The sequence below is a fragment of the Acetobacter sp. genome (assembly GCF_047723915.1).
In the GTDB taxonomy this organism is placed as follows: domain Bacteria; phylum Pseudomonadota; class Alphaproteobacteria; order Acetobacterales; family Acetobacteraceae; genus Acetobacter.
The window spans coordinates 30,749-45,136 of sequence record NZ_JBDOBQ010000013.1; the positions used below are offsets into that span (position 1 = coordinate 30,749).

At 64.7% G+C, this 14,388-nt stretch carries 12 protein-coding genes; 8 read left to right on the plus strand and 4 right to left on the minus strand.

What is annotated here, in order from left to right; all coding sequences use genetic code 11:
• Positions 1-15: 15 nt before the first annotated feature.
• Positions 16-1,518 carry a methyl-accepting chemotaxis protein gene (locus ABF990_RS08755; RefSeq protein ID WP_415506550.1) on the minus strand — a complete coding sequence of 501 codons (1,503 nt, stop codon included), beginning with the start codon at positions 1,516-1,518 and terminating at the stop codon, positions 16-18.
• Between the two features lie 331 nt (positions 1,519-1,849).
• Here ABF990_RS08755 and ABF990_RS08760 point away from each other — a divergent pair, with 331 nt between their 5' ends.
• The 3 genes from ABF990_RS08760 (at position 1,850) to ABF990_RS08770 (ending at position 4,079) form a co-directional block, all read left to right on the plus strand.
• Positions 1,850-2,086 (plus strand): bacterioferritin-associated ferredoxin, encoded by a 237-nt coding sequence (locus ABF990_RS08760; protein ID WP_415492350.1) that lies wholly within the window; start codon positions 1,850-1,852, stop codon positions 2,084-2,086.
• A 286-nt stretch (positions 2,087-2,372) separates the two neighbouring features.
• On the plus strand, positions 2,373-3,353 hold the full coding sequence (locus ABF990_RS08765) for an NAD(P)H-dependent glycerol-3-phosphate dehydrogenase (protein WP_415492351.1): 981 nt from the start codon (positions 2,373-2,375) through the stop codon (positions 3,351-3,353).
• A gap of 192 nt (positions 3,354-3,545) precedes the next feature.
• Positions 3,546-4,079, plus strand: a complete 534-nt coding sequence (locus ABF990_RS08770) for a Dps family protein (protein ID WP_415492352.1) — start codon at positions 3,546-3,548, stop codon at positions 4,077-4,079.
• A 158-nt stretch (positions 4,080-4,237) separates the two neighbouring features.
• Here the strand turns inward: ABF990_RS08770 and ABF990_RS08775 are convergent, their stop codons facing one another.
• Both ABF990_RS08775 and ABF990_RS08780 read right to left on the minus strand, forming a co-directional pair.
• A complete protein-coding gene (locus ABF990_RS08775) occupies positions 4,238-5,044 on the minus strand; it encodes a fumarylacetoacetate hydrolase family protein (protein ID WP_415500937.1) in 807 nt (268 codons plus the stop codon).
• 221 nt (positions 5,045-5,265) lie between these two features.
• On the minus strand, positions 5,266-6,645 hold the full coding sequence (locus ABF990_RS08780) for an AI-2E family transporter (protein ID WP_415492354.1): 1,380 nt from the start codon (positions 6,643-6,645) through the stop codon (positions 5,266-5,268).
• Positions 6,646-6,937: 292 nt separating this feature from the next.
• On the opposite strand from ABF990_RS08780, the gene ABF990_RS08785 reads away from it, so the two are divergent.
• Positions 6,938-7,690, plus strand: coding sequence for a TetR/AcrR family transcriptional regulator (locus tag ABF990_RS08785; protein WP_415506551.1), 753 nt, complete (start codon positions 6,938-6,940; stop codon positions 7,688-7,690).
• Between the two features lie 145 nt (positions 7,691-7,835).
• On the opposite strand, the gene msrB is transcribed toward ABF990_RS08785, so the two are convergent.
• Complete coding sequence (msrB, locus tag ABF990_RS08790; protein WP_415500935.1) at positions 7,836-8,234, minus strand: peptide-methionine (R)-S-oxide reductase MsrB; 399 nt, start codon at positions 8,232-8,234, stop codon at positions 7,836-7,838.
• A 218-nt stretch (positions 8,235-8,452) separates the two neighbouring features.
• Here msrB and ABF990_RS08795 point away from each other — a divergent pair, with 218 nt between their 5' ends.
• From ABF990_RS08795 to ABF990_RS08810, 4 genes are read left to right on the plus strand one after another with little or no spacing between them, the layout of a single operon-like run.
• Positions 8,453-9,922 carry a sodium:solute symporter gene (locus tag ABF990_RS08795; protein WP_415500938.1) on the plus strand — a complete coding sequence of 490 codons (1,470 nt, stop codon included), beginning with the start codon at positions 8,453-8,455 and terminating at the stop codon, positions 9,920-9,922.
• 19 nt (positions 9,923-9,941) lie between these two features.
• A complete protein-coding gene (locus tag ABF990_RS08800; RefSeq protein ID WP_415506552.1) occupies positions 9,942-10,883 on the plus strand; it encodes an N-acetylmuramic acid 6-phosphate etherase in 942 nt (313 codons plus the stop codon).
• Complete coding sequence (locus ABF990_RS08805) at positions 10,880-11,971, plus strand: N-acetylglucosamine kinase (protein ID WP_415500410.1); 1,092 nt, start codon at positions 10,880-10,882, stop codon at positions 11,969-11,971. The genes ABF990_RS08800 and ABF990_RS08805 overlap by 4 nt, the downstream gene beginning before the upstream one ends.
• Positions 11,968-14,388, plus strand: coding sequence for a beta-N-acetylhexosaminidase (locus tag ABF990_RS08810; RefSeq protein ID WP_415500408.1), 2,421 nt, complete (start codon positions 11,968-11,970; stop codon positions 14,386-14,388). Before ABF990_RS08805 ends, ABF990_RS08810 begins: the two co-directional genes overlap by 4 nt.

Here is a 14,388-nt window from a genome sequence, read left to right on the forward strand (position 1 = left end):
GACGGGTACGCCTGCCTACCCGATCCGGAACTGTTTGACGCTACCGGCAAGGGCGCGGGTTTCCTGCCGCAGGTTCTGCGTGGCCGCGCTGGATTGCTCGACCATGGCGGCGTTCTGCTGGGTGCTGCGGTCAATACTGGCAATGGCCGTATTGACCTCACCCAGGCTTTTGGCCTGACTTTGCGACAGGGTTTTGATTTCGGTCACGAAGGTCGCGATCGTATCGACCTGGCGGGAAATCTTGTCCAACGTCACGCATGTCCTGTCGACAAGCCGGACACCGTCCGCCACCTGTTGGGACGAGGCCGCTATCAGCTTTCTGATATCCTTTGCCGACACGGCGGAGCGCTGGGCCAGGGTACGGATTTCGGTGGCGACAACACCGAAGCCCCGCCCCGCCTCCCCCGCCCGCGCCGCTTCGACCCCGGCATTGAGAGACAGAAGATTGGTGCGCAGCGCGACTTCATCCAGCAGGTCGACAATGGCGGACATCTGCGCGGATGACGCCTCTATGGCCTGCATGGCGCCAACCGCGTCACGCACCGCCGTGTCTGACGCATGCGTGGCCTCCCGCACCTGGGTTGCCGTGTCATGGGCCTGGAGCGTGATCCGGGCTGTCTGCTCGACCTCGGCCGTTACGGTGCTGAGCGCCATGGCGGTATGCCCGATCTCGCCTGCCTGCCGCTCTGTCCGCTGGGCAAGGTCCCCTACCGCGTGGGCAATTTCATCCGCGCCGGTTTCAATCCCGGCAACGGCGTTCGACACCTGCCTGAACGCGGTGGAAAGCGCTTCCGCCGCGGCGTTGAAGTTCGTGCGCAGGATCTCGAACTCGGGGTCGAACGGGGTGGTGAACCGAAAACCCAGATCCCCCTCGGAAAGCGCTTTCAACCCGGCACGCAGGGACTTGATCAGGGCTGTCTGGTTCTGTTCACGCGCACGGGTTTCGGCCAGGGCTTTTTCCCGGGCTTTTTCCGCTTCTTCCAGATAAACGGAAATCGCCAGGTCGATATCGAGCAGAACGGCCTTGCACAGACTGCCCAGAGCCTGCGGCAGTTCGGAGGTGGCGGCCCTGCCACGGGCCGGGAAAAACGGCGCACGCCCCCCCTGGGGCTGAAGGGCCGCCTGCACAAGATGGTCCAGCACAATGGCGTAGCCACCGATATACCACCGGGGCTCCAGACCGATATGGGCATGCACGGTCCCTATGGCCCGCACCTGTGTCGCGTAGCTTTCAGCAAAATTGGCGCTGGAAATGGTTTTCCAGTGGTTGATCTGGGCCCCCTTGGCCCGCCCCATATGTGCGGGAGAGGTAAAGAAACGCAGGGTCTGCGGCGTTTTCTTGACCTGTTCGTAAAAACTGTCCAGCGCATGTGGCAGTTCACGGTCGATAAGTTCCTTGAGCGAGCGCATGGCCCGGCACTGCTCATCCTTGAGCAGAAGGAAATCGAGCCGGTCACGAAGTTCGAGCAATGCGGCGTCGGACTGGTGATTTCTGGGGTCAAAATTGACAACAGCCATGGAAGACATGCCCTTGCAAAGCGTGTGCGCGTGTACACGGTCGGGAACGATGTCTGTTCTCTATAACGGCCACAGTCCTAAGATTTCAGAAAGATAGCCGCGCGCGGCGTGATAATTCCGCCCCCGGCACAGCCCCTCCCCTCAGACGCGCCGCACAGACCCGCCGCACCTGTGTGGCCACCCTGCCTTTGCCCGCACCGCCGCCCCTTGCGGACAGGCGTTCGCGCAACCAGATGTGAGGGCGAGACGGACTTGCCAAACCTCAGTATTGCGAATAATTATCATTTGTGGTTAAACAGACTCCAGCTTAACGACGATCGAGGCCCTGCCAATGGTTGTATGTTCCTGCAATCGCCTGACGCACACCGATATCGAGAACGCCGTAGCCGACGGGGCGACTCGCCCAAAGGACATCTATGCCAAGCGGGGCTGCAAGGCCCAGTGCGGTAATTGTGTGCAGGGCGTCGTGTGCCTGCTGCGTGAGGCCCGCAAGAAACACCTCCAGACCGCCGCAATCCTGGCCCAGCAGGCCGCGCCCGCCCAGATGTCGGTAGCGCTCTCCGCCTGATATTCCGCACCCGACCGCACAGGCCACAGCGCGGCCAGCATACACGACTAGGCACAGGACTGTGCCCAAGGCCGTAGCATTGCCCCGTAACCCCGATAGCAAGCCCGCAGCACGCAGGAGCACCGCCGCAGGCCAGTTCGGCACTCGCGGCCCCGCAGGCTACGGTGCCGGGGTTACCAGTTCCCGGTGTCGTTCAACTCCCGTTACCAGCCCCCGACCGTAGCGATGCAAGAACAGTGCCAAAGATCATCTTGCGCGACGGATGCACCTCTGGCACGGCTTGGACATGAGCAGACAGATACTTGTACTGGGAGCAGGGGCCTGGGGCACGGCGCTCGCACTGCATGCGGCCCGTACCGGGGCATATGTGCGGGTCTGGGCACGCACGGCAGCCCCCCTGCCGTCCGGCGCCATGCCAAAACTGCCGGACTTTCCCCTCCCCGGCACGATTCGCGTTTCTTCCGCTCCGCCGGTGGGCACATTCGACTGTGCGCTGGTGGCCATACCCACCCAGCATCTGGCCACGGTTCTACCCCTTTTACCGGCGGACGTGCCCACAATCCTGTGCTGCAAGGGGATAGAACGCGGCACGCTGGCCTTCCCGCTCGATATTCTGGCGCGTATCCGCCCCGACCTGCCGGGGGCAGTTCTGTCAGGGCCTAATTTTGCCCGCGAAATAGCCGCCGGCCTGCCCGCCGCGGCTGTTATCGCCGCGGGGAACATGGTCCGGGCCAGTGCGCTGGCGGACCTGCTATCCACCCCCACATTCAGGCTTTACGCCAGCCATGACTGCTCCGGCGTGCAGCTTGGGGGGGCTGCCAAGAATGTCATGGCCGTGGCTGCGGGCATTACCATAGGCGCAGGTCTGGGCGAAAACGCGCGCGCCGCACTGATTACGCGCGGGCTGGCGGAAATGACCCGGCTTGCTCTGGCCCTGGGGGCACAGGCCGCGACACTGGCCGGGCTGTCGGGGCTGGGGGACCTGCTGCTGACCTGCACGGGCAATGCGTCGCGCAATTACCAGATGGGGCTGGCCCTGGGCCAGGGAGCAAAAACGCAGGACGCCGTTGCGGGCCTGCCCGGGGTTGCCGAAGGTGTCACCACCGCCGAAGCCCTGCTGACACTGTCCCGCCAGCATGGGGTGGATGCCCCCATTACCGAATGTATTGCAGCCTTTCTGGAAGGACGGTTAACCCTTGCGCAGGCTCAGGCCCGCCTGCTTGGCCGCCCGCTTAAAAGCGAGATCGAACCCGGCCTTCGGGCATGAAGGACAAAGCCCACGGCACTCGGTCCTGACACTGCAATACAGCCATGCTGCGCAAGGCATTATCACATTCGCGCCTGAGCGGCAGGAATGCGCCGCCACCCCTTGCATGCGTTCAGCCAGCCCCCACGTTGGGTAGAAGGCGGGCAGCGGGAACCCCGCCACCACAAAACCAATGACGGAAGGCCGGGACCCATGACCCAATCAAATGCAGCCGAAACCCATATCAGGGAATATCTTGGCACCCCCACGGACCTGAACGCCGAAAAGGTAAAGGCCGTGGTGCACGGGCTGGCACAGGTGCTGGCGGATGTGTTTGCGCTCTATATCAAGACCAAGAATTTTCACTGGCATATGAGCGGGCGCCATTTCCGCGACTATCACCTGCTGCTGGATGAGCAGAGCCAGCAGATTTTCGCCATGACCGATCCCCTGGCCGAACGGGCCAGAAAAATTGGCGGCACCACGCTGCATTCGGTGGGAGAAATCTCCCGCATGACGAAAATCCTCGATAATGACGCCCTTTATGTCACCCCCGAGGACATGCTTGCCGAACTGCGCGACGACAACCAGACACTGGTGCGACGCCTGCGCGCGGTACACGCCCTGTGTGACGACGCCAATGACGTGGCCACCGCCAGCCTGATCGAAGTCTGGATCGATGAAGGGGAACGCCGGACGTGGTTCCTGTTTGAAAGCACAAGACCCGTTTTCGGCCATAATGACTGAGAGCTGTTGCTGCCCTGCGGGCTAGAAGTGCTGGCAGGCGGGTGGCCGGAGTGCTCGCCTGTTTTTTATGGTGCGCGGATCCGCCGTGGCGCGACGCGTGCCGGGTGCGCTACGGTCACGTCACGGACGGACAACAGCCCGCTGGGGCCTGTTACTTTTCAGGATGTAATACTGACCTGTAACGTCGGCAGGCCGTCAATGGCTGCGACAAGCCTGTCACCCGGCCCGACCTTGCCCACCGCGCGCGGCGTGCCGGTATAGATCAGGTCGCCGGCGGCGATTTCGAACGCAGTGGAAAGATGGGCGATAATTTCCGCCGGGCTCCAGATCATGTCCTCCAGTTGCCCGTCTGACGCGGTCACACCGTTGACCTCCAGATGAATGCGCCCGGTTTTGGGGTGGCCGATGCTGGCCACAGGCACAACGGTGCCGCAGGGGGCGGCATTGTCGAACGCCTTTCCTGCCTCCCATGGCTGGCGTTTTTCCTGTGCCCTGTTCTGCAGGTCACGCCGCGTCATATCCAGCCCTACCGCGTAGCCGTAAACATGATCGAGCGCCTGTGCCGCGGGAATGTTCATACCGCCCGACTTCATGGCCAGCACAAGTTCGATCTCATGCTCGTAATCATGGGTAAGGGTGGGGTAGGGAATGGCGGCACCGTTCTGCACCAGCATGTCGCGCGCTTTCTGGAAGAAAAAAGGCGGCTCACGCGTGTCGTGGTTGAGTTCCTTGATATGGGCGAGATAATTCCGCCCCACGCAGTAGATTCTGCGCACGGGAAACACCCCATGTTCGCCCGCCACGGGCAGAACCGGGACAGGCAACGCGGGAATGACCAGTTCCGGCATGGGCGCACAGGCAGCATGCCTGCTGGCGGCGGCACCCGTACGGGTCGCAGCCATGGCCAGACCGGCCAGGCCAGCCACGCTCAGGCCGGAGGAAAGAAAGTCGCGACGTGCGGGCATGACACGATCCTTCAGGCCACGGCATGGCGGGAACAGTTGCCAGCCCCGACACCGCAGCCTGTTTCTTGTTGTTTTTGTTCCGAAAACACTACGCAGCAGCGAGCTATTTTAGCAATCTCTCACCCTGCCCGGCCCATGCAATTGTTTGTGATAACAAGCCCGCCGCCCCATGACGCCGGGACTGCACCGCTCCTCTCCCGGCTGTTGGCCAGCGCGCGCCATCACACCTGTTCGTTGCGGCCCAGCGGAGCGGACAAGCGCTTGGCCACGGCCAGCAGCACCGCAGTCAGGGGTGAGGCGAACACAAAGCCCCATATGCCCAGAAAGGCACCAAAAATGGTCTGGGACAGAATAGTGAGCGCGGGCGGCATGCTGACCGCGCGTTTCTGGATGAAAGGGGACAGCACATATCCTTCAAACGCCTGCACGGCGGCGTAAAAGCCCCCCACCATAAGCGCTTCACGCGGGCTGATGGACAGCGCCACCAGCAGGGCCGGGGTGGCCCCGATAAACGTGCCCAGATACGGCACAAAATTGGCCATACCCGCCAAAAAACCCAGTGGCAGGGCAAGCGGCATACCCAGCAGGCTGAGCCCGCCCCATGTCAGCAGGCCGATCAGGGTCATGTCCAGCATCTGCCCAGCCACCCAGGCCGAAAGCGTATGGGCCGCCGTCAGCAGTACCGTGTGCATGACAGGACGGTAGGCAAGTGGGGTAACCCGCAGCACACCGTTGGCGTAAAGATGGGGCGAGAGCGCGAAATACACCCCGGCAATGACAATCACCACCACCGTGCCGACAGAACCGAAGGTGGAGGTCAGCACATTGGTCATGGACCCGGCAAAATCCATGCTGCTGGTATTTCCGGCCCCACTGCCCCCCGTGCCCCCGGTGGCGTCGGGTTCCTGGTTGCCGCCCAGCACCTTCGGCAGATGATCGAGAATGGCATGGCCCAGCGGCTCGGTGTTCAGGGTTGCATGCAGGGCGTCGCGCTCGGTCTTGAGTGCTATATGCAGGTGCGCCATCTGGGCCATCAGTTCTGGACCCGACACGTCCACCACCACCGCCGTGCCCGCCAGCAGGGTTACGACCAGCAGAAGCACCGAGGCCCATTGCGGCCCCCGTGTCAGGCGCGAGACGATGCGCGCGGCCCCATGCAGGCAGACCGCCACCAGAATGGAGGCGAACACCACCATAACGACCCCGCCCCCCGAACTGATGAACAGCACGGACGCCACAACGGTCACGATCAGGACCGTCAGCCTGTAAAAGCGCTTCAGCAGCGCTTCCACATCGCGCAGGGTGCCTGCCAGGTCTCCGAACGGCGCGGTGTCGAGGCCCCCGGCATCCTTCGCAGCCCCTGCCTGCCGGGGCCGTGCGCCCCCTTTCGCCTGTGCGCCATCCGGCCCGGGCGGGTGGCCACCGCCCCACGCACCGCGCGCGGCAGTATCCTGATCCGGCAGGCCGGGAGGCACCGAAGTCGGGGGCAACGGGGCCGGGGGCAAGGGCCCGCCATGGCCCGAGGCGGCGCCACCGCCCGGATTACACTCTGCCTGGGCGGGGTCATCCCCTGCGGTATCGCGCCCGGAAACGTCACGCATGGACTATCCTTGTTGTCTGCCAGTTACGCGGACCAATGATGCGGGCCGCTTCCCGCCCGTGGCGTCCCGTGCGGCGCACGGCCCGCGGCACAATGCCCCTGCCCTGCGTTGTGCGGGAAAAGGCGCGGCACGGCATCCCTTATTCATGCAACACATCCCTGCATCATGAATTTGCAACACGTTCTTGCACGGGATTAAAACACCACGATATATCATAGGCCCGTATCCGGCCCGGCGGCGGCCTTCATCGCAAGGATGTGTTCGCCCGGCACCACAGCAAGATGGAAGATCGTTGTCTGACCCGCTTTCCGCTCGCCGCCCAGCGCTGCGTATGCCGCGTCCTGACAAATCCGCCCGACCGCTGGATATGGCCAATCCGTGTCTGCACGGCCGCAAACGGCGGTGCGGCAGGCCCACATCCCACGACACGGAAGAACTGGACCAGTATCTGCTGGAAATAGCGGCCGGGCTGTTTGTGCAGCATGGCTATGCGGGAACCTCCATCGACCAGATCGCCCGCAAGGCTTCGGCCAGCAAGCAGACGCTCTACCGCCGCTACCCCTCGAAGGAGGCACTGTTCGTCGCCGTTATCATGGACCTGACAGGCTCGCTGCTGCAGGCCATGGCGGAAATCTCGCTCAAGGACCCGCTGGAGGAACTGCGCAAGATCAGCCGCATGAAGCTGGAATTCACCCTCCGCCCCGAAGCGCTGGGTATCTACCGTATCCTGATCTCGGACGGGCACCGTCACCCTTCGCTGCTGCGCCAGGTGGTGGAGGCCATTGGCGAGCCGTTTCACAATGCGTTCATCCGCCTGCTGCGCGCGGCCGAACAGCAGGGACAGATCGAACCCGGCCACGCGGACGACACGACCGCCCACCTGCTGACCGGCATGATTACCGGCTGGCCCAAAGACAACTGCCTGTGCGGAGAAACGACGCTTGAAACCAGCGAGGAACGACAGGCCTATTTCGAACATGCCTGGGCATTTTTCCTGCGTGCCGTAGGCGGCAAACCCCGCAGCCCTGAACCGCAGCCGGTCTGACCCCCGGCACGAACGACCCCGCTCCCGCGCAGGCCGTAATAATCGCCCCCTGCACTGAGCGGCGCTGTCCCGTCCGGGCCCGTGTCGGTAAACACACTGTGCCTGCGCCCCCACAGCATCGTGTGCCGCAGGGGCGTGACCTTAATCAGACATCCGCGGGTCTGAAGTCCAGCGCCAGACCGTTGATGCAATAACGCTCACCCGTGGGCGGCGGCCCATCGGGGAAAACATGACCCAGATGGCCACCGCAGGCCGCGCAATGGGCTTCCGTGCGGACCATGCCGTGGCGGGTGTCACGCGACGTACCCACCGCCCCCGCTTCCGCCGCCCAGAAAGACGGCCAGCCACTGCCGCTGTCATATTTCGTATTCGAGCGGAACAGCGCCGCGCCACATCCCGCGCAATGGTACACACCTTCGCGTTTTTCATGGTTCAGCGGACTGGAGCCGGGATATTCCGTGCCGTGTTCATGCAATATCCGTTCCTGCTCGGGTGTTAATGGCGCACGCGGTCCGCACCCTGCGGGAGAGCAACTGGTGTTCATGGCTTTTTTCGCCTTATCCTGGTGGCTGGCCCCCGCCACCAGACCCATGACCGGGCCCATGGCGCAGCGGTCTGGCCATCCCCTGCTTTGCTACAAACAGCATTAAGCCCGTTCCGGTTCCGTTTGAACAGGCTTATCATCCCCGTCATGCCTGTGCCCAAACCCCTTTCCGCCCAGCACCCGCCCGCTTGCCCGCACCCCTTCGGGGCCGCGCGGCCATGACGGTGATCGACCTTGTAGTCATGGCCGCCTACCTTGCGGGCATGCCGGTCCTGTCACTCGCTCTGGCAGGGCGCGCGCCTTCCGCCCACAGCTATCTGGAAGGGCACGGGGACCTGCCATGGTGGGCGCTGTGCCTCTCTCTTGTCGCGACCGAGACATCGACCCTCACGCTGATCAGCGTGCCCGGTGTCGCCTATGGCAGCGGCATGGTGTTCAGCGGGCTGGCACTTGGCTACCTGCTGGGTCGCGCCATTGTTGCGTGGCGGTTCCTGCCCCTTTACCAGCAGGGCCGCATGCTCAGCGCCTATGACTGGCTCGGCCAGCGTTTTGGCGCGCGCCTGCAACGGGCTGCATCCGGCACGTTCCTGATCACGCGGCTGCTGGCCGAAGCCGTGCGCCTGTTCGCGGGCATGCTGCCTCTGGCCGCCATTCTGGAGGCCATGCACATGGCTGTGCCCAAAGCCGTGGTGCTGTGCGCCATCATGGGGGCGACATTGCTGTATACCCTGCGCGGCGGGCTGCGCGCAGTTGTCTGGTCGGACAGTATCCAGTTCGTGCTGTACCTTCTGGGGGCGGGCATCTGTGCTACCCTGCTGTGGCATGCAGCCCCGGCCCATGCGCTGGCCCTGCTGGACCAGGCCGGAAAGTTCCAGCTTTTCACGCACCATACCCCGCCTTTTACCAGCGCCTTTACCCCCCTTGCCGCCATAGGGGGCGGGGCCGTGCTGTCCCTTGCCTCGCACGGGACAGACCAGCTTATGGTGCAGCGCGTGCTGGCCGCCCGCACCCTGCGCGACGCCCGGCTGGCCCTGATGGGCAGCGCCGTGGGGGCAGGCGTGCTGTTCACGCTGCTTTCAGCCGTGGGGGTGCTGCTCTGGCTCCATCATGGCGGGGTCTCCGCCCGGGCCGCGGGATTCCTTACACCGGATGCGATTTTTCCCGCCTATATCGCACACGGCCTGCCGTCGGGCCTGCGCGGGCTGCTGGTCGCGGGGATTCTGGCCGCCACCATGGGGTCGCTCTCGTCCACGCTTTCCGCCATGACGGCCGCTACCGTGGGTGACTTTGCAGCCCCCTGCCAGTTCATTGCCACAAGGCTGAACCTGTCCCCACTCCGTCTTGCACGCCTTGTCACGATTTTGTGGTCGGTCATGCTGTGCCTGTGCGCGGGGCTTTTCGCCCAGGGCAGCCAGTCTGTCATCATGCTGGGGCTTTCCATTGCGGCCTGTGGCTACGGCCCCATACTGGGGAGCTTTGTCGCGGGCATGCTTGTTCCCCGCCTGAACGAGGCCGATCTGCTGCCCGCCTTCTGCCTGAGCGTGCCGTTGATGCTGCTGGCCATGCAGGGGCTGCACCCCTATGGCCGGTCACTGGCCTTTGCGTGGCTGATCGTGCTGGGCATGGCAACCCTGTTCGCGCTGGCCCTGACGGGGTATGCCATAAGGCAGATACGCCATGCCCGCTGACGGAGCCGCCGTTTTACCGATGACGCAACAGCCCGCCCCCGCCCGAACCGAAACACTGGACCCGCGCTACGACAGCCTGGACCTGTGGCCCACCGGCACCGTACTGTCCGCCCTGCTGGAAAGCCAGTTCGACGCCGCGGCCAGTGTCAAGGCAGCACTCCCCCAGCTTGAGGCCGCGATTGCCAAAGCCCTGCCCCGCCTCGAACGCGGGGGGCGGCTGTTCTACGTTGGCGCAGGCACGTCGGGGCGGATCGGGTTGCAGGATGGGGTGGAACTTATTCCCACCTATGGCTGGCCGCGTGCCCGCCTTGTCCTGCTGCTGGCGGGGGGCGACGCCGCGCTGTTCAGCCCAGTGGAAGGAGCCGAGGATGACGAGGCCGAAGCCAGCCGCGCCATGGCCGCCCACGCCCCCACGCCCGATGACGTGGTAATAGGTGTCGCCGCCAGCGGGGGCACTCCGTATACATGTGCGGCACTGGCCTGTGCCCACGCACACGGCAGCCTGACAGTAGGCCTGTCATGCTGCCCCGACACCCGCCTGCTGGCGCAGGCGGACTGCCCCGTCCTGACCCTGACCGGGGCTGAGGTGGTGGCTGGCTCCACCCGCATGAAGGCCGGTACGGCCCAGAAAATCGCCCTCAACCTGCTGTCCACCACGCTGATGATACGGCTGGGCCATACATGGCGCGGCCAGATGGTGGACATGCGCATTGTCAACGCCAAGCTGGTGGCGCGCGCCCAGCGCATGGTGCGCCACCTGAGCGACTGCACGCAGGAACAGGCCATAACCGCGCTGAAAGATGCAGGCGGCAGCATCAAACTTGCGATCCTGCTGCGCCATGGGCTGGATGCCCCACAAGCGCGGCTGCTGCTGGAACTATGCGGCGGTCACCTGCGCGCCGCCCTTGAAAAACTGGCCAGCCGCACATCATCCCCCACCACTCCGCTCCCCACCGCATGACCGCGCCGCCACCCGCCCCCATGCCGGGCCACCACGCGGCTGGCACCGCAGAAGGTAACGGCCCCGCACCCGTTACGGTGCAGGATACAGTTCTGGCCGTGGATGGCGGGGGCACCCATACCCGGGCGGTACTGCTCACGCATGATGCGGAAGTGGTGGACCATGCCAGCGGACCGGGCTGCAACCCGTTCGACCGACCGGAATGGGCGCAGAACCTGCACGACCTGCTGCACCGGATGCAGCGCCCCGGCCTGCGGGCCGCGACGCTGGGCATGGCAGGGTACGATGCCGCACGCCCGTCCTCGGCCGAGCAGGAACAGGTTGCCCGCACAGCCCTTGCGGCTACCGGGGCGGGCACCGTCCGGCTCTGGCTGGAAAACGATGTCGAAACCGCGCACCGTGCGGCCTTTGGTGGGGGAACGGGGGTTTTTGTGCTGGCAGGCACAGGCTCTGTCACCCTTGCCCGTGGAGTTGGCGGGCAGATGGCCCGTGTCGGCGGATGGGGCTGGCTTCTGGGCGATGAAGGGGGCGGATACTGGATTGGCCGCGAGGCACTGGGCGCTGTCACGCGTTTTCTCGACGGTGATCCCCTTTCCCATACTGCATTTGTCAAAACCCTGCTGCACCGTCTGGGCCTGCCCGTAACGGGGGAGCATACGTCCGACGCCCTGCTCGAATGGGTGCGCACGCGCACACACCCGCGCTCGGCCATGGCGGCCATGGCCCATGTCGTGGACGATCTGGCCCAAACGGGCGACCCACAGGCCATAAGCCTGCTGCGCTGTGCTGGCACGCATCTGGCACGGCAGGCACGACTGGCGGCAAGCCGTGTTTCCCCCGAACCCCTGTCGCACACCGCACCCGTTGCATGGAGCTATGGTGGCAGCGTAATGAACAGCCCCACCGTACGCCACACCATAGCCGAACATCTGGGCGCCACACCGCTCATACCCATGCTGCCCCCCCTGGGAGGGGCCGCCCTGCGCGCGGCCGAACTGGCCGGCTGGGCGTGGGACGGCACCGCCATAACCCGGCTGGCCGGCGCGCTGGCCCGCGTTTTTCCCACACATGGACCAACCGGCGCATGACCCACCAGCCTGCCCTGCCCCGTTCCCGCCCCACGGTGCACCCCACAACACGGTTCCACCCGCCCGGCATGGGGGTTTTACCGCACCCTATGCGGCACACAGCCCAGACACACCCGCAACACCCCGCCCCCGCGCGCCCGAACAGCCCTGCACGGCGCCGGCGACGGCACACGCTACTGGCGGGAATGCTGGCTGGAATATTGACGGGGATACTGGCAGGAGGGGTGGCCCTGTCCGGCACACCCGCGCGCGCCCAGACCACAACGGCCACGCAAGGCAGTGCAGATACGCCCAAAACGGCTTTTCTCATCAATGCTTTTACGCAGCCCCCGGTCCTGCCCGCCCCCGCGGCGCTCCAGGCGGATGGCGCTGCCTTTGCGCTGCCCGACACGATAGCCATAGACTGGCTCAGCCCCCGGACTCCCGCACTGGATCAGGCTCTTGCCCGTTTCAGGCGTCGGCTGGACATACTGGCCGGCCACCCGCTGACATGGACTGACGCCAGCGGGGATACACACGGTTTTACCCTGCATATCGGTTACGATCAAAACGCGCCGTTCCCCGGCCCTGCCATGCATGAAGGTTACAGGCTGAACGTAACCCCCGACGGGATCACGCTGAACGCGCAGGAACCCGTGGGCGTTCTGCGCGGACTGGCAACGGTGCTGCAACTTGTCAGGCAGGGGGCTGACACAACGCTTGTCACCCAGGCCCGGGTGCAGGATGCGCCCCGCTTCGGCTGGCGCGGGCTGATGCTCGATGTCAGCCGCCACTTCATGAGCATACCCGCGCTCATGCGCCAGCTCGATGCCATGGAAATAGTCAAACTGAATGTTCTGCACATTCATTTTTCCGATGGCGCGGCTTTTCGTGTACAAAGCAGGCGTTATCCGCTTTTGCAGACACTCAGCAGCCATGGCCAGTTCTATACCCAGGACCAGATCCGTGACCTTGTGGCGCAGGCAGCCGCGCGGGGTATCCGCATCGTGCCGGAATTCGACACGCCGGGCCATACATTCGCGCTTTTGCAGGCGTATCCGCGTTATGCCGCCATCCTGCCGCTGAACACGACCGACCGGGCGGAAATCAACCGCGCGGCCATGGACCCCACCCGACCGGAAACGCTGGCTTTCGTGAACGCGCTCTACGCCGAAATGGCGGGGCTGTTCCCGGACCCGGTCTTTCATATCGGCGGGGATGAAGTCGTGGCCCGCCAGTGGCTGCAGGCCCCAGGCATTGTGGCCTACATGAAACGCCACAACATCGCCACACCCGCCGGCCTGCAAGCCACCTTTACCCGCCAGGTCGCCCGTGCCCTGCACACCCACGGCAAGACCGTCATGGGATGGGACGAAGTGCTGGGCGCCGATACCCCGCCCGACACCATTATCGAAAGCTGGCGCGGTCCCGCGCATACCGCGCAGGCCACACAACAGGGCCACCCTACGGTGGTATCAGGCCCGTACTACCTCGACCGGCTTCTGCCCGCCCAGGCCTATTACGAAACAGACCCGTTCGACACCCGCAAGGATGCGTCCGAAGCGCAGGCCGCTGCCCAGACCACCGGCCCCGGCGGCACAATCGCCACCCCCGCGCAGGACAAGGCGGACGAAGCCCCCGTACCCCCCCTGACGGACGAGCAGAAAAGCCACGTTCTGGGCGCCGAAACCGCCCTGTGGGCCGAAGTCGTATCCGAAGACATGCTGGACGCGCGACTGTGGCCCCGTGCGGCCGCCCTGGCCGAACGGTTCTGGTCCGCCCCCGCCCGGTGCGACAGCGCGACACTGGCCCCACGGCTTGCAATCCTGCGCGATACGCTGAACGTGCTGGGCCTGCAGGCAACAGCCGGCCCGGCCCGCATGCTCCAGCGTCTGGCGCCGGGCCAGACCGCGTCCGCCGCAGTGCTGCTGGATGTTGTATCTCCTGTCAGAAACTACGCGCATAACCACGAATTTTTACAGATCCGGCACAAACAGCAGGCCACGCTACAGACTTTGGGAACCCCTGCCGATATCGCGAACCCCGACAGTTTCACCGCTGACATGTTCAATGCCGAAGCCGCGGCCTACGCGCAGAGCATGCTCGAACTCAAACCCGATCTGGAACGGTCCCTGACACTGTGGGCCAATAATGACACAGCCTTCCTGCGTGACGCCGCACATAACCCCGCACTGGCCGTGGCCATTCCCGCCTCGGCCCGGCTGGCCGCGCTGGCGCGTGCGGGGCTTGCGGCACTGGGCATAGGCCGCACACCCGGCTGGCGCGAAAGTGCACGGGAAACACTGGAAAACGCACGGACCGAAATCGCGGCCTCAAGCAGTATCCATGTCGTCACCACCGCCACACAACCGCCCGGCGACCTGATCCAGCGTCTTGTGCCGGGTGTTGCGTTACTGGTCGAACAGGCCGAACGGTAG